17 protein-coding genes are annotated in these 22008 nt (G+C 30.9%); 11 read left to right on the plus strand and 6 right to left on the minus strand.

Going from position 1 to position 22008, the window contains the following annotated elements; translation table 11 throughout:
* Positions 1-35: 35 nt before the first annotated feature.
* The 4 genes from ACWOA3_RS00360 to ACWOA3_RS00375 all read left to right on the plus strand — a co-directional run bounded on the left by ACWOA3_RS00360 (position 36) and on the right by ACWOA3_RS00375 (position 5997).
* A complete protein-coding gene (locus ACWOA3_RS00360; protein WP_456883756.1) occupies positions 36-2594 on the plus strand; it encodes a transglycosylase domain-containing protein in 2559 nt (852 codons plus the stop codon).
* 182 nt (positions 2595-2776) lie between these two features.
* Positions 2777-3637, plus strand: a complete 861-nt coding sequence (gene rapZ / locus ACWOA3_RS00365) for an RNase adapter RapZ (RefSeq protein WP_456883757.1) — start codon at positions 2777-2779, stop codon at positions 3635-3637.
* A 4-nt stretch (positions 3638-3641) separates the two neighbouring features.
* Positions 3642-4625 (plus strand): gluconeogenesis factor YvcK family protein, encoded by a 984-nt coding sequence (locus ACWOA3_RS00370; protein WP_456883758.1) that lies wholly within the window; start codon positions 3642-3644, stop codon positions 4623-4625.
* Between the two features lie 22 nt (positions 4626-4647).
* Positions 4648-5997, plus strand: coding sequence for a glucose-6-phosphate isomerase (locus ACWOA3_RS00375; protein WP_456883759.1), 1350 nt, complete (start codon positions 4648-4650; stop codon positions 5995-5997).
* A gap of 536 nt (positions 5998-6533) precedes the next feature.
* On the opposite strand, the gene ACWOA3_RS00380 is transcribed toward ACWOA3_RS00375, so the two are convergent.
* On the minus strand, positions 6534-7241 hold the full coding sequence (locus ACWOA3_RS00380; RefSeq protein WP_003146673.1) for a UTRA domain-containing protein: 708 nt from the start codon (positions 7239-7241) through the stop codon (positions 6534-6536).
* A gap of 251 nt (positions 7242-7492) precedes the next feature.
* On the opposite strand from ACWOA3_RS00380, the gene malQ reads away from it, so the two are divergent.
* The 4 genes from malQ to ACWOA3_RS00400 are packed head-to-tail and all read left to right on the plus strand — an operon-like array spanning position 7493 to position 13669.
* On the plus strand, positions 7493-8983 hold the full coding sequence (gene malQ, locus ACWOA3_RS00385; protein WP_456883760.1) for a 4-alpha-glucanotransferase: 1491 nt from the start codon (positions 7493-7495) through the stop codon (positions 8981-8983).
* A 1-nt stretch (position 8984) separates the two neighbouring features.
* A complete protein-coding gene (gene glgP / locus ACWOA3_RS00390) occupies positions 8985-11243 on the plus strand; it encodes a glycogen/starch/alpha-glucan family phosphorylase (RefSeq protein ID WP_456883761.1) in 2259 nt (752 codons plus the stop codon).
* Between the two features lie 25 nt (positions 11244-11268).
* Entirely contained in the window at positions 11269-12063 is a 795-nt protein-coding gene (locus ACWOA3_RS00395) for an endonuclease/exonuclease/phosphatase family protein (protein WP_003146669.1), read from the plus strand.
* 19 nt (positions 12064-12082) lie between these two features.
* Positions 12083-13669 (plus strand): alpha-glucoside-specific PTS transporter subunit IIBC, encoded by a 1587-nt coding sequence (locus ACWOA3_RS00400; protein ID WP_003146667.1) that lies wholly within the window; start codon positions 12083-12085, stop codon positions 13667-13669.
* 245 nt (positions 13670-13914) lie between these two features.
* Here ACWOA3_RS00400 and ACWOA3_RS00405 read toward each other — a convergent pair whose 3' ends face one another.
* The 4 genes from ACWOA3_RS00405 to ACWOA3_RS00420 all read right to left on the minus strand — a co-directional run bounded on the left by ACWOA3_RS00405 (position 13915) and on the right by ACWOA3_RS00420 (position 17064).
* The gene (locus ACWOA3_RS00405; protein ID WP_442565971.1) at positions 13915-14745 is read right to left on the minus strand and encodes a MetQ/NlpA family ABC transporter substrate-binding protein; all 831 of its coding nucleotides are present in this window, start codon (positions 14743-14745) and stop codon (positions 13915-13917) included.
* 91 nt (positions 14746-14836) lie between these two features.
* Entirely contained in the window at positions 14837-15661 is an 825-nt protein-coding gene (locus ACWOA3_RS00410; RefSeq protein WP_442565970.1) for a MetQ/NlpA family ABC transporter substrate-binding protein, read from the minus strand.
* A 4-nt stretch (positions 15662-15665) separates the two neighbouring features.
* On the minus strand, positions 15666-16337 hold the full coding sequence (locus tag ACWOA3_RS00415) for a methionine ABC transporter permease (RefSeq protein ID WP_003146663.1): 672 nt from the start codon (positions 16335-16337) through the stop codon (positions 15666-15668).
* Positions 16330-17064: an ATP-binding cassette domain-containing protein gene (locus tag ACWOA3_RS00420; protein ID WP_456883762.1), complete on the minus strand. Its 735-nt coding sequence runs from the start codon at positions 17062-17064 to the stop codon at positions 16330-16332. The genes ACWOA3_RS00415 and ACWOA3_RS00420 overlap by 8 nt, the downstream gene beginning before the upstream one ends.
* 430 nt (positions 17065-17494) lie before the next feature.
* Here ACWOA3_RS00420 and ACWOA3_RS00425 point away from each other — a divergent pair, with 430 nt between their 5' ends.
* Positions 17495-18499, plus strand: a complete 1005-nt coding sequence (locus tag ACWOA3_RS00425) for a LacI family DNA-binding transcriptional regulator (protein ID WP_003146661.1) — start codon at positions 17495-17497, stop codon at positions 18497-18499.
* A gap of 2 nt (positions 18500-18501) precedes the next feature.
* Complete coding sequence (locus tag ACWOA3_RS00430; protein ID WP_003146660.1) at positions 18502-19299, plus strand: Cof-type HAD-IIB family hydrolase; 798 nt, start codon at positions 18502-18504, stop codon at positions 19297-19299.
* 159 nt (positions 19300-19458) lie between these two features.
* Here the strand turns inward: ACWOA3_RS00430 and ACWOA3_RS00435 are convergent, their stop codons facing one another.
* Complete coding sequence (locus ACWOA3_RS00435; RefSeq protein ID WP_456883763.1) at positions 19459-20982, minus strand: chloride channel protein; 1524 nt, start codon at positions 20980-20982, stop codon at positions 19459-19461.
* A gap of 148 nt (positions 20983-21130) precedes the next feature.
* Between ACWOA3_RS00435 and ACWOA3_RS00440 the strand changes: the two genes are divergently transcribed.
* Complete coding sequence (locus ACWOA3_RS00440; protein ID WP_456883764.1) at positions 21131-21859, plus strand: rhodanese-like domain-containing protein; 729 nt, start codon at positions 21131-21133, stop codon at positions 21857-21859.
* The last annotated feature ends 149 nt before the right edge of the window (positions 21860-22008 follow it).

Raw genomic sequence — 22008 nt, forward strand, 5'->3', positions numbered from 1 at the left:
TGAAAGTTTAAATATTGAAAAAGAGAGGATATACTATGGCAGAAAATAATAATAGTCGGCTATCGAGAAGAGATAGACACTCTCAGGAAAGAAAGAGTGTTATGCCAGGTGGATATATATCTAGAGGAAATAATAATCCAACAAATAATGGGCAACAAAGAAGACCATTAACAAATGAAGAAATAATGAGAAGAAATGCACAGAACGCAGGATCTTCCAATCAACAACAAAGAGCAGGTAATGCTAATCAAGGACAAGGAGTACCACCTGTTAGACCGAGAAATGCTCAACAATCAGCAAGAACTGGTAGACCAGGAGGGCCTAGACGTCCATTAGGTCCAAATAGAATTAGTAATCCAAATTCTAAAAAATCTAATAAAACTTTATGGATGAAAATATTGAGGTATGGGTTATATGCAGCAAGTGTTGCTATTATATCACTATTCTTATTATGTGTATTCTGGATTTATCAAGCACCTGCATTTGACTCTAAGATACTAGATAATAACTCAAGAACAGTCGTTTATGATGTTAATAATAATGAGGTGGCGAAATTAGGGAACCAAATTGGTGAAAATTTAAATACATCAGATATCCCAACAAAAATGCAAGATGCAATCTTAGCGACAGAGGATAATAGATTCTTCGAACATGGAGCAGTCGATTTTAGACGTTTAGTAGGAGCGGTATTTTCAAACCTTACAAGTGGATTTGGATCTCAAGGTGCGTCAACAATTTCTCAACAGTTAATTAAGAGAACATTTTTAGACGATAATAAGAGTATGAAGCGTAAAGTTCAAGAAGCATATCTTGCATATAAACTTGAACAAAACTACGATAAAGAGTCTATATTTACTATGTATGTAAATAGAATCTATTATTCAGATGGAGTATATGGATTAAAAACAGCTTCTAAGTACTATTTTGGAAAAGAGTTAAATCAATTAACTCTTCCACAGATGGCGCTTTTAGCAGGGTTACCTCAACATCCTAATACATATAATCCATATGATAATCCTGAAGCAGCTAAAGCTCGTCGTGACACTGTATTGTATTTAATGCAGTATCATGGGAAAATCTCAGAAGCAGAATCAACAGCAGCTCAAAAAACTAATGTATTAGATGGATTAATAGAACGTGACGAAAGTGAACGTGTATTATTATCAAGTGAATTTGATTCAAAATATACTTCATATATGAATCAAATTGTAAATGAATTAAAAAATAGTAAAGAATTTAAAGATTATGAAGGTGACGTATTAAACTTAGGTCTTAAAATTTATACTAATTTTGATTCAAAAATTCAAGATACTTTAACAGAAAGTGTAAATGCTAACTATGCAGGAATAAAACAAGCAAGTAATGTGGCTATGGTTGTACTGAATAACGAAAATAGTGGTATAGCCGCTCTTTATGGAGGTAAAAAACAAATATTCCATGGATTTAATATTGCAACGCAGGCTAAGTTACAACCTGGTTCATCAATTAAACCAATACTAGCTTACGGACCAGCGATTGAGTATTTAAATTGGGGTTCTGATCATATAGTTAATGACTCTAAACTTCAAGGTTCACAAATTCAAAACTGGGATAGAAGATTTCATGGTAATACTACTATAAATAATGCATTAGTATGGTCATACAATATTCCAGCGATTAAAACATACCAAGAGGTTGGGTTTAATAGAGTAAAACAATATGCAGCTAATGTAGGTATGGAAATCACAGATGATTCTATTACTACGCCAATAGGAGGAAGTGGAGATGGATTTTCGCCATTACAAATGGCAGGAGCATATGTTCCATTTAGTAATGGAGGATACTATGCAACGCCGAAAGCTATTAAAAAGGTCTACGATAGTGAAGGTTCTGAAGTGAAGAGCTTTAGCAAAGATGATAGAAAACGTGTTATTAAAGAATCTACAGCATATATTATGACATCAATGTTAAGAAATGGAGTAAATGGTTTAGCTTCGTTTGCTCGTATTAGTGGAGCTGATATGGCTGTTAAGACAGGTACAACTACATTCGGTGAAGGAGAAGCTCAAAAGTATAATTTTGATATAGATAATTATTCTAAAGATTCTTGGACAATTGGATATACTAGTAATTATACGATGGCTGTATGGCAGGGATTTGATGCAATAGATGGTCCAACGAAGTATATGACTCAAGAAGATACACAAAAAACACAAGCATTGTATAGAATTAATATGCAAAATATAGTACGTATCCATCCACCTAAAGGATTTAAAGTCCCAGAGAACGTTGGATCTATAAACGGTGGAGTTAAAGTTATTTCTGATAGTGAACGTCGAGAAATTGAAGAACAAAATAAACGTAATCAAGAAGAAAAAGATAAAGATAGAAATAACAATAACAATAATAACAACGGTAATAACAGCAACGATGATAATAATCGTAATGGAAATAATTCTGAAGATAACAATAGTAATTTATCAAATCAAAATGGTCAACAGAATGGTAACAATGGTAATTCCCAATCACGAGGAGGTAACTCTAATGGAGTACAACCAGGAGTAAGGAATTCAGGAGCTAATAACAATAACAATGCTAGTAGAGGCAATAGATAATTAGAAATAAATCTACTGTACGGGAAATCTGTATAGTAGGTTTATTTTTTATAATTTTAAAATACTACACAAATATTTAGAAATGGTGTACAATATAGAGATGGAGCAGTTTATTTATTCTTTGTTAAACTGAAAAAATCATTCCATAAAACTTATATTATTATAAAGACGGATGTGAAGCTATGAAGAAAAAATTAGTTATAATTACAGGAATAAGTGGAGCAGGAAAAAATACAGCGTTAGAGGTCTTTGAAAATCAGGGGTATTTTTGTACAGATAATTTACCGGGACTTGTTGTAGAAGATTTTCTAAGAATTATTGAAGAAAAAGAAATAGATAAAACAGCTATAAGCATAGATATTAGAAGCAAGCTTTTGTTTGTTGATTTAAAAGAAGTATTGAAAAAAATACAACAAAATGAATATTTTGATGTTCGTATAATATTTTTAGATAGTGAAGATCAAGTATTAGTAAATAGATATAAAGAAACTAGAAAAAATCATCCTTTGTCTAGTGAATTTAGTCTTCTAGAAGGAATTACTCAAGAAAGAAGAGATATGGATGCTATTAAAGGTATAGCGAATTATATTTATGATACTACAAATACAACGGTTAAAGACCTTAAAAAGAAAATTTTAGAAGATTTTGGTATTGAGAAAAAAGATAGTTATCATATTACAATTTCTAGTTTTGGATATAAATATGGTATACCTATAGATGCCGATAACATTGTGGATGTAAGGTTTTTAAGGAATCCATTTTATATAAATGAACTTAGGGAAAAAACTGGACAAGATAGTGAAGTATTTGATTATGTTTTTGATGATGAGGTCACTAAAGAATTTTATGATAAATATCTAGAATTAATGACTTACATGGTAGATAAGTATCAATATGAAGGAAGGGACAAGGTCGCAATTGCTGTTGGATGCACTGGTGGTAAACATCGCTCGGTGAGTATAGCGAGGAAATTACATGAAGATATCTCGAAACTTGGCTATAGAGTTTATCTAGAACATCGCGACATTAACAAGGGTAGGTAGTAAAATGAGAACTAAAGTAAAAGTAGTTACTATAGGTGGAGGAACAGGGTTATCTGTTCTTTTAAGAGGTTTGAAAAAATATCCTCTTGATATAACTGCGGTAGTAACGGTAGCTGACGATGGTGGTAGTTCAGGGAAGATAAGAAGTGATATGAATATTCCATCACCAGGAGATATTAGAAATGTTATTGCTGCATTATCTGATGTAGAGCCGTATCTAGAAAAAATGTTCCAATATCGATTTGATAGTGGTGAAGTTAAGGGTCATCCGGTAGGTAATTTAATGATTGCTGCAATGACAGATATTCATGGAGATTTTTCAACTGCAGTAAAAGTTATGAGTAGAATTTTAAATGTTCGTGGAACGGTACTACCGACAACCAATGATATAGCGACTTTAAATGCTGTACTTTCTACAGGTGAAATTATAAGAGGCGAATCTTCAATTACTGAAGCTGGTGGAGAGATAGATCATGTGTATATTACACCTTCTAGGGTAAAACCTAATGAAGATGTATTAAGAGCTATTGAAGAGGCGGATTATATTATAATGGGGCCGGGTAGTTTGTATACTTCGATTATTCCCAATTTAGTAATTTCTCAGGTTTCTGATAAAATTAGAGAAAGTAAAGCTAAGAAAATATATGTTTGTAATGTCATGACCCAGCATGGAGAGACTGATAATTATACAGTTTCTGAACATATTACAGCTATCAATAAACATGTTGGAGAGAATATTTTTGATTTGGTTATTGCTAATTCCCGTGAATTCGATGATAGGATTTTATCGAAATATCACAAAGAAAAACAAGAACCGGTCAAAATCGATCAAGAAAAAATAGAAGAACTTGGAATTAAATTGATAAAAAATAATGATGTCGGAATCGTTGATAATAACACGATTAGACATAATGCAGAAAAAGTTTCTGAATTAATTTACGATTATATTATAGACGACAAGCCAACAATGATTTATAATAAAAGGTGAAAATAAAAAAAGGAGAACAAAAATGCACTTAAATTTTGATTATTCGAAAGCACTAAACTTCTTTAACGAACAAGAAGTAAAAAATATGGAAGGTTATGTGAAAGTGGCACATGATCAATTACACAATAAAACTGGAATAGGAAATGATTTCCTAGGATGGTTAGAATTACCAACTAACTATGATAAAGAAGAGTTTGCTAGAATTAAAGAAGCTAGTAAAAAAATTCAAAGCAATTCAGATGTACTAGTTGTTATCGGTATTGGAGGTTCATACCTTGGAGCTCGTGCAGCGATTGAAATGCTAAATGATAGCTTCTATAACTTCTATGAAGAAGGAAGAAAAACTCCGAAAATCTTTTTCGTTGGTCACACAATTTCATCAACTTATACTCAAGAATTAGTTAATTACTTAAAAACTACAGGAAAAGATTTCTCTGTAAATGTAATTTCTAAATCTGGAACAACTACAGAGCCTGCTATTGCATTCCGTATTTTCAAAGAATTACTTGAAGAAAAATATGGTAAAGAAGGAGCAAAAGAAAGAATCTTTGCTACTACTGACAGAGCTCGTGGAGCATTAAAATCATTAGCTGATGATGAAGGATATGAAACATTTGTAGTACCTGATGATGTAGGTGGACGTTTCACAGTTCTTACTGCTGTAGGATTACTTCCAATTGCTGTAAGTGGAGTTGATATTGATAAAATGTTGGCTGGTGCTAAATTAGCTCAAGATGAACTATCAACACCAGATCTAAGCAAAAATATTGCTTACCAATATGCTGTAATGCGTAATATCTTACAACAAAAAGGTAAATTAATTGAGATTCTTGTATCTTATGAACCATCAATGGTTTACTTCAATGAGTGGTGGAAACAACTTTATGGTGAATCTGAAGGTAAAGATGGAAAAGCTTTATACCCTTCAAGTGTTTGCTTTTCAACAGATCTTCACTCTATGGGACAATATGTTCAAGAAGGACGTCGTGTTCTACTTGAAACTATCTTAAAAGTTAAATCTCCAAACAAAGATATCGAGCTTAAAGAAGCTGATAACAATCTTGATGGATTAAACTACTTAGCAGGAAAAACTATGGATTTCGTAAACACTAAAGCATTTGAAGGAACACTTCTTGCTCACACTGATGGAGGAGTACCTAACTTTGTAGTAGAACTTCCTGATATGAGTGAGTTCACATTCGGATATTTAGTATACTTCTTTGAAAAAGCTGTAGGTATTTCTGGATACATGCAAGGATTAAACCCATTCGACCAACCAGGAGTAGAAGCATATAAGAAAAATATGTTTGCGCTTCTTGGAAAACCAGGATTTGAAGAATTAAAAGCAGAATTAGAAGAAAGATTAAAATAATCTTAAATAAATTAAAAACTGATAGAGGAATAACTTTCCTTTATCAGTTTTTTATATTCAAATGGAAACTGCAAGTAAATTCTTATATTTTATTTTTTCTGTTTTAAGTGTAGCTTGCGACACCTCCATATCTTTTGTTATCTCAAAAGGATATTCCGGTTAGAAAATAAGCCTATAGTCTTATTTTCTCGCAGTAAAACACAAGCGTGTTTTACTTCAGCTACTACAAAACAGTAAGAAAAATATAGAATATAATTATTAAATATAATGATTAAATCTTAATTATTATTATTATTAATTTTACTCAAATATTTTGTAATGGTGAAAATGGAACTTAACAAAGTTCCATCGGTGAAATTAGGACTACAGGCCTAATTTCAAGGTGTAATATCCACTTTAATTGTCTAAACGACAATTAAAGTTAGATGAAACCGTCCGCCACCATACTAAAAATATTTGAAAAGTAAAATTAACAGCAAATAAAAAAACGACTCTATAAATTTGATTGTTATAAAATCGTAATTTATGAGTCGTGTTTATCTTTTTGCCATTGTTACAAATGTGAATTTGTCGGGTCTGTAGCTAAGTATTCCATATTGTAGTATGTTTCCATTTGATAAATAAGTAATACTTTCGACGACTGCGACCATATCATATTCACCAAGATCCATATGTTGTCTTTCTTCGTCTGTAGCGTGTCTAAAAGAAATTTCTCTACGAGAGTGGGTGATATTTAAACCTAATTCTTCTTCTAAGTATTTATAAATAGATGATTCCGCAATTTCTTTGTTAATAAATGGAACAAGATTTCTATCGAAGTAAGATACTTCATACTCTAATTTTTCTCCGTTTATCGTTCTACTACGACTAACTCTATAAAAATCATTATTCTCATCTGCACCAAAAATATCCATTATTTTCTTTTCACCTTGAACAATATATAGAGATTCAAGTGTAGTTTTAATTTCGTATTTACCGTCGATGTTTAATTCAGAAGAAGTTTTAATATTTCCTAAATAGTTATTTTTTATTCTTCCGTGTCCAAGAATTAAAGAGTTTTTACCTTTAATCTTTTGGATATAACCATTAATTTCTAATAAAGACAAAGCTTTTCTAATAGTATCTTTTGAATAACCGTATTCTTTTACTAACTCATTTTCACTTGGTAATTCTGTATTACGCTTATAAAAACGAGTATCTATTTTTTCTTTAAGATCATTATAGACCTGTTTGTATTTACTCATATATGATTTACCTTTACTAATCTCCTTTTAAAAATTACCTACTTAATTATAAATGTAGTTGATAAGAATTGCAAGGATTAAGTACACCTTATATGCATATCATAACATTTACGTATATGTCATAGAAAAAAATAAAAAGAAGTACATAAATGTTATTGACAAAATGAAAGTGTTTTATTATAATAATTATTGTTAAGTTATAAAAACTTATTTTGTAGATACAAGTTAAAAGTATGACGGAGGGAATTAGGATGACAAAACGTTCAAGTGGTGTATTGATGCATATCACATCATTACCAGGTGAGTTTGGTATAGGAACATTCGGTAAAAGTGCTTATGATTTTGTTGACTTCTTAGAAGAAACAAAACAAACATATTGGCAAATTTTACCACTTACAACAACTAGTTATGGAGATTCACCATATCAAAGCTTTTCAGCAGTAGCAGGAAACTTAAATCTAATTGATTTTTCTTTATTAAAAGAAGAAGGATTATTAGAAGAAAGTGATTACTCAAATGTTAACTTTGGAAAAAATCCTGAAAAAATAGATTATGCTTTATTATTTGAAGTTAGAAGACCAATTTTAGAAAAAGCCGTTGCTAACACTGCAAAATATAGCAATGTATTAGCTGAAATAGAAAAATTCGAAAAAAATAACTCAAGTTGGTTAGCTGATTATGCTGAATATATGGCAATTAAAGAAAGTTTTGGATATCAAAGTTTTATTCACTGGGATGAAGATATTAAAAAAGGTGAAAAAGCCGCACGCGAAAAATATCGTACGGAGCTTCAAGATAGTATAAGATACTACACAGTTACACAATATTTCTTCTTTAAACAATGGTTAGCATTAAAAGAATATGCTAATGGTAAAGGCGTTAAAATCATTGGTGATATGCCAATCTATGTAAGTGCTGATAGTGTTGAAATGTGGACAATGCCAGAATTATTTAAAGTTGATGAGAACAATGAACCACTTTATGTAGCTGGATGTCCTGCAGATGACTTCAGTCCAACTGGACAACTTTGGGGTAATCCAATTTATGATTGGGCAAAACACAAAGAACAAGGTTTCTCATGGTGGATTTATCGAGTGCAAGAAAGTTTTAAAATCTATGATGTACTTCGTATAGATCACTTCAAAGGATTCTCTGATTTCTGGCAAATTGACAAAGATGCTGAAAATGCAGTAAATGGTACTTGGGAAGCTGGTCCTGGAATTGAATTATTCCAAAAAATCAAGGAGCAATTAGGAGACTTACCAATCATCGCAGAAAATCTAGGATTTATCGATGCGAAAGCAGAAAAATTATTAGATGATTCTGGATATCCTGGTATGAAGATTCTTCAATTTGCTTTTCCAGGTGATGATAATCTAGATCGTCCACATCACTATACTCAAAATAGTGTTGCTTACACAGGAACACATGATAATGATGTAGTTAATGGATGGTATGAGAAATTGAGTGAGTCAGAACAAGAACTAGTTTCTGAATACTTAAATCGTCGTGATGATGAAACAATTACTGAAGCGATGATTAGAGGAATATACTCTTCAGTAAGTGATTATGCAATCGTAACAATGCAAGATTTATTAGATAAAGATGCAACAAGCAGAATGAATGTTCCATCAACAGTTGGAGGAAACTGGGAGTGGAGAATGCTTGCAGAAGATTTAACAGAAGAGAGAAAAGAATTTTTAAAAAATATTACAGTAAGATATTCGAGAGAGAGGGCATAAAATGACATTCACTAAATATGTATTGGATAAAACAAATAAAGAACTTAGTACATTAGATAACAAAGAAATTTATAAACAATTATTAAACTATGTTAAAGATGAAGCTGACAAAAAAGCTTTAAATAGTGATAAGAAAAAAGTTTACTACATTTCAGCAGAGTTTTTAATTGGTAAACTATTATCGAACAATCTAATTAACTTAGGTATTTATGAAGAAATCGAAAAAGAATTAAAAGCAGCTAATAAACGTCTTAGTGATGTAGAAGAAGCTGAACTAGAACCTTCATTAGGTAACGGTGGTCTTGGACGTTTAGCATCTTGTTTCATCGATTCAATATCATCACTAGGAATTAATGGTGATGGAGTTGGACTAAATTACCACTGTGGTTTATTCAGACAAGTATTTGTTAAAAATGAACAACATGCTGAGCCAAACTTCTGGATTGAAGATTCTTCATGGCTAAGAGATACTGATGTTAAATATACAGTACCTTTCAAAAACTTTAGCCTAACTTCAACATTAAAAAGGATTGATGTATTAGGATACAAAAAAGATACTAAAAACTACCTAAACCTATTCGATATTGATTCAATTGATAGCAGTATCATTGAAAAAGGAATTTCATTTGATAAAACTGAAATCGAGAAAAACTTAACATTATTCTTATATCCTGATGATAGTGATAAAAATGGTGAATTATTACGTATTTACCAACAATACTTCATGGTATCAAATGCTGCTCAATTAATTTTAGATGAAGCAATTGCTAAAGGAAGTAATGTTCACGACTTATACGAATATGCATATGTTCAAATTAACGATACTCACCCAAGTATGGTAATTCCTGAATTAATTCGTTTACTAACTGAAAAACACGGAATTGAATTTGAAGAAGCATACACAATCGTTCAAAAAATGACTGGTTACACTAACCACACTATCTTAGCCGAGGCATTAGAAAAATGGCCATTAGCATACTTAGAAGAAGTAGTGCCACACTTAGTAACGATCATCAAACAATTAGATGCTGTTATTAGAGAAAAATATGAAGGTGAAGATATTCAAATTATCGATAAAGACGATAGAGTACATATGGCTAACATGGATATTCACTTTTCTAACAGTGTAAACGGGGTTGCATACCTGCACACTGAAATTCTTAAAAACTCTGAGTTAAAACACTTCTATGAATTATACCCAGAGAAATTTAATAACAAAACTAATGGTATTACATTCAGACGTTGGTTAGAATTTTCTAACAGACCATTAGCAGCTTACTTAAAAGAACTAATTGGTGATGAGTACTTAACTGATGCAACTAAATTAGAAAAATTACTAGCATTTGTTGATAGTAAAGAAGTAGCAGCTAAATTAGAAGAAATCAAACATGAGAACAAACTTGTTCTTAAAGAATACCTAAAAGAAACTCAAGGTATCGAATTAGATGAAAACAGTATTATCGATACTCAAATCAAGAGATTCCACGAATATAAACGTCAACAAATGAACGCTTTATATGTAATCAAAAAATACTTAGATATCAAAAATGGTAAGTTACCTGAAAGAAAAATTACAGTATTCTTCGGTGGTAAAGCAGCACCGGCATACATTATCGCTCAAGATATCATTCACTTAATTCTATGTCTATCAGAATTAATTAACAATGATCCAGAAGTAAACAAATACTTAAACGTATTCTTAGTTGAAAACTATAATGTAAGTGTTGCAGAAAAATTAATTCCAGCAACTGATATCTCTGAACAAATCTCATTAGCTTCTAAAGAAGCAAGTGGAACTGGTAACATGAAATTCATGTTAAACGGTGCTTTAACTCTAGGAACTCTAGATGGAGCTAACGTGGAAATCGATGAGTTAGTTGGACGTGAAAATATCTACATCTTCGGTAAAGAAAGTGATGAAATCATTAAACTTTACGAAACTGCAGGATATGTGTCTAAAGAATACTATGAAAAAGATGGTGTTAAAGAAGTTGTAGACTTCATCGTTTCTAAAGACTTAGTTAAACTAGGAAATAAAGAAAGATTAGAAAGACTATACAATGAACTACTTAACAAAGACTGGTTCATGACACTTATTGACTTTGAAGAATATTACGCTAAGAAAGAAGAAATGTTAGCAGATTACGAAAACCGTGAATTATGGCTGAAAAAAGTTATTGCGAATATTGCAAAAGCTGGATTCTTCTCATCTGACCGTACAATAGCTCAATATAACGAAGATATTTGGAACAAAAAATAATAAACAAAAAAGTGGGGAACATAGCATGAAACTATTAACAATTAATGTACATAGTTGGTTAGAAGAAAATCAACTTGAAAAATTAAATATTTTGGCAAAAACTATTGTGGAAAAAAAATACGATGTTGTTGCTATGCAAGAAGTAAATCAATTGATTAATAGTGCGGATGTTTACCAAGGAATTAAAGAAGATAACTTCGGAAAATTATTACTAGATAAAATTAGAGAATATGGAGAAGAAGGATACAGTTATTACTGGACTTATTCTCACATAGGATTTGATAAATTCGAAGAAGGTTTAGCAATACTTGCTAAAGGTGAAGTTGTTGCCGTAGAGGACTTTTACTGTACGGCACAACAAACCGTAACTTCTATCGAATCGAGAAAAATTTTAAAAGTCGATCTTAAAGTAAATGATGAGATCGTAGAATTTTACAGTTGTCATATGAATTTGCCAACTTGTAAAGGGGAAGACATAGATCAAAATCTTAGCAACCTAATTAATTATACAGATAACAAGAACCTTAAAGTTTTCATGGGAGATTTCAATACAGATTATTTCCATCAAGTAGATGATTACAAGAGAATACTTGATAAAGGATTATATGATACATATGAATTAGCCGAGAAAAAAGACGGGGGAGTTACGGTATATAAAAATATAAGTGGTTGGGAAGATTCTATGTGTCAGAAAAAATTGGATTATGTATTTATTAATAGAAAATTAGACGTAAAAGAAAGTTTTGTTATATTTAATGATGAAAATTATCCAATTATTTCTGATCATAATGGCTTAGAAGTAACATTAGCAGAAAAATAAAAAAAGGAGGAAAAATGTTATGTTACAAAAAATTCAGCGCTTTGGAGGCGCGATGTTAATGCCATCTATTTTATTCGCATTCTTCGGATTAGTAGTTGGATTAACTTCAATCTTAAAAAACCCTAACCTAGTAGGGAGCATCGCGGCAGAAGGTACTCTTTGGTACAACTTCTGGTTCGTAGTAGAGCAAGGAGGATGGACTATCTTTAACCAAATGCCAGTAGTATTCGCACTTGGTATTCCAATTGGTCTTGCTAAAAAAGCAAATGGTCGTGCAGCATTAGAAGCGTTCTTAATCTACATGGTTTATAACTACTTCATCAACGGATTCTTAACTCAATTCAAATTCTTTGGTGTAGATGTAACGCCTGCTCTTAAATTACCTACAGGTATTACAAGAATCGCTGGAGCAATTACTTTAGATACTTCAATCATCGGATCTATCGTTATTGCATCTATCTCAGTATGGATTCACAACAAATACTTCGACAAAAAACTTCCTGAATTATTAGGAATTTTCCAAGGGTCAACATTCGTAATCTTAGTAGGATTCTTAATCATGATTCCAGCTGCTTTCTTAACAGCTCTATTATGGCCAAAAGTTCAATTAGGAATTGCTGCTTTACAAGGATTCTTAAAAGTTTCTGGAGTTGCGGGAGTATTCACTTACACATTCCTAGAAAGAATTTTAATCCCAACAGGATTACACCACTTCATCTATGGACCATTCATGTTTGGACCAGCAGTAGTAGAAAATGGAATCACAGCTTACTGGGTACAACACATTCAAGAGTTCTCTCAAAGCTCAACTCCATTAAAAGAGTTATTCCCTCAAGGTGGATTCTCATTACACGGTAACTCAAAAGTATTTGGATTACCAGCAGCAGCTTTAGCTATGTATGTAACAGCTAAAGACAGCAAGAAAAAAGTTGTAGCAGGGTTATTAATCCCAGCAGCACTTACTGGTTTCTTAACAGGAATCACTGAACCAATCGAGTTCACATTCTTATTCGCAGCACCAATGTTATTCGCTACTCACGCAGTATTAGGTGCATTAATGTCAGCAACTATGTATCAATTTGGAGTTGTAGGTAACTTCGGAAGTGGATTAATCGACTTCTTAGCTCTTAACTGGTTACCAATGTTCAAAAACCACTCTTCACAAATGTTCGTTCAAATCGGAATTGGATTAGTATTCTCTGTAATCTACTTCTTAGTATTTAGATTCTTAATCCTTAAATTCCAATTAAGTACACCTGGACGTGAAGCTGAAGATGCTGAAACTAAACTTTACTCTAAACAAGAGTACCGTGAAAAAGGTAAAGAAGCAGCTAAACCAGAAGTTAAAGATGATGCAGCTACTCATGATGACCAAGCTCTTATCATTCTTGAAGGTTTAGGTGGTAAAGATAACATCGTAGACGTTACTAACTGTGTAACAAGATTACGTGTTAATGTTAAAGATGAAAGCCTAGTTAAAGATGATGCATTCTTAAAACGTTCTGGAGCTCTTGGAGTTTCTCGTAACGGTAAAGCTATTCAAGTAATCATCGGGTTCTCAGTAGGACAAGTTAGAGAAGCTTTCGAAAAAGAATTACACAAATAAGATAATTAATCAAAAGAAACTGATGTGAAGGTCAGTTTCTTTTTTTGTTATAAAAGGATAGAATCATAGATGGTAGTGTGTTATTAAATCTTACTTGGGTTCAAGAGAAGGATTATAGGTATTTGAGAGTATAATAAATGATAGATAGAACAGTATTGAAAAGGGAAATTATGTTAACTTATAGATATATAGTGAAATCAAAAAACACTTGGTAAACATTGTCTACCAAGTGTTTTTACTTTATATTAGAACGCTGGAGTAGCGTGTCCTTTTGGTTTAAGTTCTTTGTTGATATAATCTTTAATTTTTTCACTAGCTAATGCTTTTTTTACTGCTTGAACTTTAGCATCGTCTTTGTTATCTTCGCGAGCTACAAGTGAGATAGCGAATGTTAAGTCATCTGCTTTTTCAAGAGCAAGACCGTTTTTGTCAGGAGTTAATCCTAATTTAGAGATGTAAGTTGGGTAGTTAAATACTAAATCTTTTTCATTGTATGCTTCGTTAAGGTTTAGTAAGCTTACTTTAGTGAATTTAAGGTGTTTTGGATTATCTTTGATATCTGCTTCAGTTACTGTAAAGCTGTTTGGATCTTTAAGAGTAATAACTTTAGCGTGATCTAATAAACGTAAAGCGCGAGCTAGGTTAGTTGGATCTGAAGGAATAGCTACATCAGCACCGTGTTTAAGATCTTTAAGATCTTTAATAGTTTTTGAGTAGAATGCTACAGTAGCGTTGTAAATTGGTTGAACAGCTACAAGGTGAGCATTATTTTTTTGGTTAAATTGTTCCATAAATGGTTTGTGTTGGAAGAAGTTAGCATCAACTTCTTTATTGTTTAATGCAACGTTTGCTTGAACGTTATCAGAAACTTTAACGATTTCTAAGTTGTAACCGTCTTTTTTAAGATCTTCTTTGATCATTTCTAACATGTCTGTCATTGGAGAAGTGTGAGATGCTACTTTTACTGTAACAGGTTCTTTCTTCTCTTCTTTTTTAGTTTCAGTTTTGCTTGAACAAGCTGTTAAAACTAATAATAATGCTGTTAGACTAGCGATAAATGAAATTATTTTCTTCATTATATATCTCCTATTAAGTATATTTTTTTATTTAGAGGTAAGGTTGTTGATTGTATAATATAGATTTTGGATTAGTAATAATATATATTTATTAGAAAGCTGCAGTAGCTTTACCTTCATAATTTTTTTGTAAGAAGTCTTTAACTTTTTGACTAGTTAAAGCTTTTTTAACTGCTTGAATTTTAGCGTCGTCTTTGTTATCTTCACGGGCAGCAAGTACACCGGCGTATGTAAAGTCAGCTTTGTCTTCCATTAGAAGTCCATCTTTCATTGGTGTAAGGTTTAATTTAGCAATGTAAGTTGGATAGTTGAAAACTAAATCTTTTTCCGCATATGCATCACTTAAGTTTAAAAGACCAACTTCTGTAAATTTAAGATGTTTTGGATTATCTTTAATGTCTTTTACAGTAACGTTATAGCTGTTAGGATCATTTAATGTAATTAATCCACCGTGAGCTAATAATCTTAATGCACGAGCCATGTTAGATGCATCAGATGGAATAGCTACATCAGCACCATCTTTAAGATCTTTAATATTTTTGACAGTTTTTGAGTAGAATGCTGGGATAGAATTATAAACTTTCGCCACAGCAACTAAGTTAGTTTTATTTTTTTCGTTGTACTGTTTCATGAATGGTTCGTGTTGGAAGAAGTTAGCATCGATTTCTTTGTTTGCTAACGCAACGTTAGCTTGAACGTTATCAGATACTTTTACAATTTCAAGAGTGTATCCTTCTTTTTGTAAATCTTCTTTAACTAATTCTAACATGTCAGTAAATGGTGGGACATGAGCAGCAACTTTAATTGTTTTGTTTTCTTTTTTATCTTCTTTTTTATCGCTAGTTTTACTTGAACATGCTGTTAACACAAGCACAAGAGCTAAAAGACTAGCAACAATAGATAATACTTTCTTCATTAATCTATTTCTCCTTCTTGTTTGTAAAACGTTTAGCTAATCCATAACCTATAGATTGAATAATAAATACATATATAATAAATATTATTACTATTAAATACATTAGATCATAATTGTATTCTTGGTACCCATATCTAAAGGCAAATTCTCCAAGACCACCGGCTCCAATTACACCCATTACTGTTGTATAAGCTAATAAACTAATAGTAGTATAGGTGAATGATAAAATTAAGTTATCCATTGTAGCAGGTAGTAAGAAATATCTAATAATTTGAATTTTTGTAGCTCCCATACTTATAGCTCTATCTACAATCTTTTTAGGAACGTTTATTAATGCTTGTTCAACAAATCGAGCATAAATACTTACACCGACAAGTGTAAGAGGCAAGATTGCTGCAATATTTCCAAATGATGTTTTAAATAGAAATCTATTTACAGGGATTAATATGAATACAAATATTAGAAATGGAACACTACGTAGGGCATTAAGAGAAATACTAAGTCCTTCATAAACTGCTCTATTTTTTAGTAAATAATCACGACTGAAAGCAAAAAGCATAATACCTAATGGCAGTGAAATGAAAAATACTGTTAACATTGAGTAAATCATCATATAGTTAGTTTCCCAAAATGCTTTCATAATACCATCATAATTGGCTTTAAATAAATCAATCATTTAATAAAAACTCCTTTACGTAGTTATAGTAATTACTATCGTAATCGTCTTTTGCATTTTTATTAGGTACGACAATATCTTTTATTGTAGAATCATCAATAACTACTACTCGATCACAAAAGTTTTTAAGTAATGATAAGCTGTGAGAAATCATAACTATTGAAATGTCAGTTGTTGTACGCAATTTATTTAATAGTGCAAATATTTCTTTTTCACTATTAGTGTCTAATGCTGAACTGATTTCATCGCAAAGTAGAACTTCTGGTTCTTGTAGCAGTGCCATAGCGATAGCAACTTTTTGTTGTTCTCCACCACTTAGGCTACCACAAAGACTATTTTTAAGTCTTGTAATATTCATGAATTCGAGAATATCATCTATTTTCTTTTTATCAACAGAAACCTTATTTAATTTGTACACTAAACTCAAATGATAATATACGCTTTTGTTATCAATAAGATTAGAGTGTTGGAATATGTAGGCTAGATTTTTTCTTGTATTTCTAAGGGTACTTGGATCCATATTTTTAATAGAAGAGTTTTTATAAAGAATATCTCCGCTATCATATGAAACAATACCGTTTATCATTTTAAGAATTGTACTTTTACCTGTACCATTTCTACCGATAATTCCAATAACTTCTTTTTTATTAATATCAAATGATATATTTTCTAGTTTGAAGTTAGCGTCTTTATATTGTTTTGATACGTTTTTTAATTGAACTATCATAATATACCTCCAAGGTAAACTATACCACTTTCGGAAAAGGATTTCAAGAGCTATGTTTAATTTTTTTGAAAAAAATGTTTATATTGTTCAGTGCTTGTTTGATAGTGTTTGTCAATCTGTTAACAGAAATCTTCAACTCTGTAATGATACAGTTTAATGTTGTAGATGTGATGGTAGAAACTAGGGGATTATTTTTATAATAGATAACCACTATCATAGCAATGTTTATAAGAAATACAGAGTTTTATTCTAGTGAAATTGTATTAGAATAATTTAATTATTGTATTTTTGAGTTCATTTTTTTATGTAGTAGTATTCAATAAAATAATAAAAATTAATAGAAGATATTTTCTAAAATTGTTCTTATATAATTCTTTATTTATTTACTCTAATCGTATATAATTAAAGTTGTGACTTAAGGAGGTAATCTATGAAGAAACTGACAATAGTAGATATAGCAAAAATGGCTGGAGTAGGTACTACTACTGTCTCTAGATATTTTAATGGTGGAAATTTAAAAAAAGAAACTCATGAGAGAATTAAAGAAATAGTTGATAAATACAATTATACGCCGAATACTTTTGCCAAGGCGTTAAAAAGTACGGATAGTAAAATTATTGGTGTGATAGTACCATGTTTACATTCTTTTGTAAGTGGAAATACTTTAAAATATCTAGATAAAGAATTAAAAGAAAATAATTATGAAACACTAATAATGAATGCTAATTTTGATGAAAACAAACAATTGGAATATATTAAGAAATTAGCGAGGATGAACGTTGATGGGATAATTTTATTACCAACAACGATGAGCAAAACGTATGAAGATACAATAAAATCTGTAGATGTTCCTGTTGTAATGTTAGGGCAAGAAGGGGAATATACTTATAGTGTTGAATATAATGATTTCAATGCTGCTAGAGATTTAACAAATTATGTTCTAGCTAGTGGGCATAAGAAAATTGCTTACTTAGGGGTAAGTGAAGATGATATTGCTGTAGGTTACTATAGAAAATTAGGGGTAGTAAGAACTTTAGAAAAGTATGGTTTAAGTCCTAAAAATATACTTATCAGTAATTTTGGTATGGAAGAAGCATACGATGTTGTAAAAGAAAATATAGAACAGTTGAAGGCTGACAGTTGTTTGATTTGTGCTACTGACAATCTAGCTTATGGTGCTATGAAGGCTCTTGAAGAAGAAGGTTTAAGTGTTGGTGAAAATTATTCAGTTGCTGCGTTTGGGGATTACACTTCATCTGCTTTATTAAAATCCCCATTAACAACTATAAAATTTGATTTAAAAGATGCAGCGAAGCAAACAGTTAGCATGTTACTTAATGTTATAAAAAAAGAAGAGACAGCTATGAAACTATTAATTGGTTATGATTTGAAAACAAGAAATAGTGTAGTTGATTTAAATAAATATGGAGAATAAGAATGACGAATATAAAAGCGATTTTTTTTGATATTGATGGAACGATAAGAAGTTTTAAAACTAAAACTATTCCGGAAAACACTGCAAATACTTTAAGAAAGTTAAAAGAAAAAGGAATTAAAATTTTTATAGCAACAGGAAGAGCACCATTTCATACGACATTTTTAAATGATTTGTTAGATTTTAAATTTGATGGATATATTACAATAAATGGACAGTATTGTTATTTAGAATCTGGAGAAGTTTTAAATGATAAGATTTTATCAAAAGAGGATATAAAAAATGTCCTTCCTTATTTTAAGGAGAATAATATAGCTTGTGATTTTGCTTTATTAGATGGAGCTTTCATGAATCTGAAAAACTCAAGAGTTAAATGGTTGGAAGATGAATTGGGAGATCCAGAAAGATTTAAAGAAGATCCACTAGCTTACGATAAGGCTGTTAGTGAAAAAATATATCAACTTAATGTATTTGTCTCTGAAGAGGAAGAAGCGGGATTCTTAGCTTATATGCCTAATTCAAAAGCAGCACGTTGGACAACTCATTTTACAGATATAATTCCAAAAGATGGTGGGAAAAATACTGGAATTGATGCGATTATTTCTTATTTTGGTATTAAATTAGAAGAAACTATGGCTTTTGGTGATGGTGGAAATGATATAGATATGTTAAAACATGCAGGAATTGGTATCGCAATGGAAAATGCAGGTGATAATGTTAAAGAAATAGCTGATTACATTACAACTAGTGTAGATGATGATGGAATTACTCATGCTCTAAAGCATTTTAATGTATTATAAAATAAAATCTGGGAGTGATTCGACAAAATCGTAATTTCGAAGAAATTGATTTTGTCGAGTCACTCCCATAAAGTTTATTGGATATCGATAAATTACTGTGTATTTGAATTTTCATATACACTTTTTTTAATTTAGAGCTTTTGAGTAAGCTCATTTTTTTTAATCACTAAATTGCTTTAAAAATAAATCTACACACTCTTTTGGCATAATGACGGTAAGTTTGTCGTTTGCTTCTAAAATTGTACTTCCTTTTGGCACGATTTCACGACCAGAGCGCTCAATATGTGAGACAAGAGCACCTTTTGTCCAATCGATTTCACGAATTTCTTTTCCTATTAATGAACTATCGTTTGATATAGTAGTTAGAATTTCTACTTCCATTTCTAGTTCATCGTCTCCTAGTTTATTACTAGTTAAAATGCGGTCAAGTAAATATTCGTAAACAGGTTTTGTTCCAAGGATATTTGCTGTGATATATGCGAATAGACAACAAAGAGCGATGGGTAGGAAGTAATTTAGTTTTTGAGTCATTTCGAATAATAAAATTATTGAAGTAATTGGGCTTCGTACAATTGCAGTTAAGTAACCTGACATAGATAGTATTACAAATAATGCAGTGTATTTAGCGTCAAAAAAGTTACTGAATAATGTTCCAAGTACTGCACCTTGTATTAATATTGGTAAGAATATACCACCTGCGACTCCTGATGTAAATGAAACAAGTGAAAATAGAGTTTTTATGAAATATAAGGTTATTAAAAACATAAAGCTAAATTTATTTTCTATCAGAAATTCTACTAAACTATGACCACTACCAAGTACTATTGGATAAAAAATAAATAGTCCAAATGAGATTATAAATGCTACTTGAGGTCTAAATACTATATTAAGTTTGAAATATTCATAAATTTTGAAAAGTATTTTTATAGTAACATTATAAAATGTTCCAAATAAACCTAATAAGATTCCTAATAAAACAACCCAAGGATAAATGCTTACTTCAACATAGGGTATTTCAGGGAATTTAAAAATAGCGGTAAGTCCAAAAATATATTGCCCAACTATATTTGCAACTACAGCAGCACTGAAACAACAAATAACAATTTTTTTAGTTATTTGTTTGTGTACTTCTTCTATAGAAAATAAAACACCAGCAAGTGGAGCGCCAAAAGCAATGGATAGACCAGCACTAGCACCACAAGTAATAAGATACTTTTCTTTTACACTATCTTTTTTTAATATTCTAGATACTAGTTTACCACTCATTGCTCCTAGTTGAATAGAGGGACCTTCACGTCCAAGTGATAAACCACCGAGACTTGCCGTTAATCCACCAGTTATTTTATAAATTAGAACTCGTAATGGATTTGAATTTAATCTACCTGTAATTTCTGCAGAAACTTGAGGGATTCCACTTCCACTAGCCATCGGTTCACGTTTTAATAAAAAGCCAGAAAACAAGGCAAGTAAGATTAAAATTAGTAAAAGACCTATTTTATATATAAATCCAGTTTTAATAAAATCGGCTGTATAATGAACAAGTTTCTCACTATAACCGATAAGAAGTCTATAACTAGCACCGACAATACCTGCAGCTAAACCTACTAAAATTCCATCGATTAATAAGGATGATTCGATTCTTAAATTTTTATTCTCAATTTTACTAATTTTTGAAATTTTCATCCAAATCTCCTTTCGAAAATTTTGTCTATATCAACATTTTACTCCTAATTACAAAAAAAATCAAAAAAATATTTTATTAATACAATTTAATATTAAAAATACAAAATGTATGATAAAATATAATTATATGATGAAAGGAGTAAACATAATGAAAATATTCTTAATTATAGTAATTGTATTATTAATTATTATATTTGGATTATATGCATTTTGGCTTAAATTGCTAAAAGGAAAACCAGGAAGAATTGCTGGAGCTGATGTTGAGAAGAAAACATTTGAAGAAGCTTTAGTAGTTGATGTTCGTTGGCGAAAAGAATATGCAAGAGGTCACGCTATAAATGCCGTGAATCTTCCAATTAAGCTTTTTAAAAATGGTAGCGATGTGCTTGATGACTACAAGGATAAAGATATAATTTTATATTGTGTAGTCGATGTAACATCACGTGCTACTGAGAAGTTGCTTAGAGAACGTGGATTCACAAAACTTCATATTGGTGATGGTATAAAACAATATGACTATGGAAAAGCTATCTATAGCAATGCTTTATTATCAGAATTCAAATATCGTATTTCAGCAAGCAAAAATAAACAATTCTTAAATCTTGGATCTGAAGTTCTAAGTGATGAAGAAATTAAAGTTTCACCTGAAGAAGTCGACAGTGTAATCGAAAAATTAGATATGTCTTCAGAAATTTTTGTTTATAGCGACAAACCTGAGCTAAGTAAAGCGGTATGTAAGAAACTTGGTTTAGATGGATATACAATTATCAATTTAATTGAACCATTTAATACTGCTAGTTATAGAAATGCATTTTATAACAAAAGCGACTATATCGAAAGTCAAGATGAAAAAGAAGCTGCGACTTGTAGCGCTTGAGGATAGAATTTAAAAAACGATAGGTTATCGTTTATAATAATTTTCAATCAAATTTGAGAGTAACTAGGTAAAATAGATTTTTAAATAATCTTATTTTATGAGTTACTCTTTATTTTTGCGTTCTATTATATTAATTTAATGCGTTTACT

The sequence above is a fragment of the Gemella taiwanensis genome (assembly GCF_054054385.1).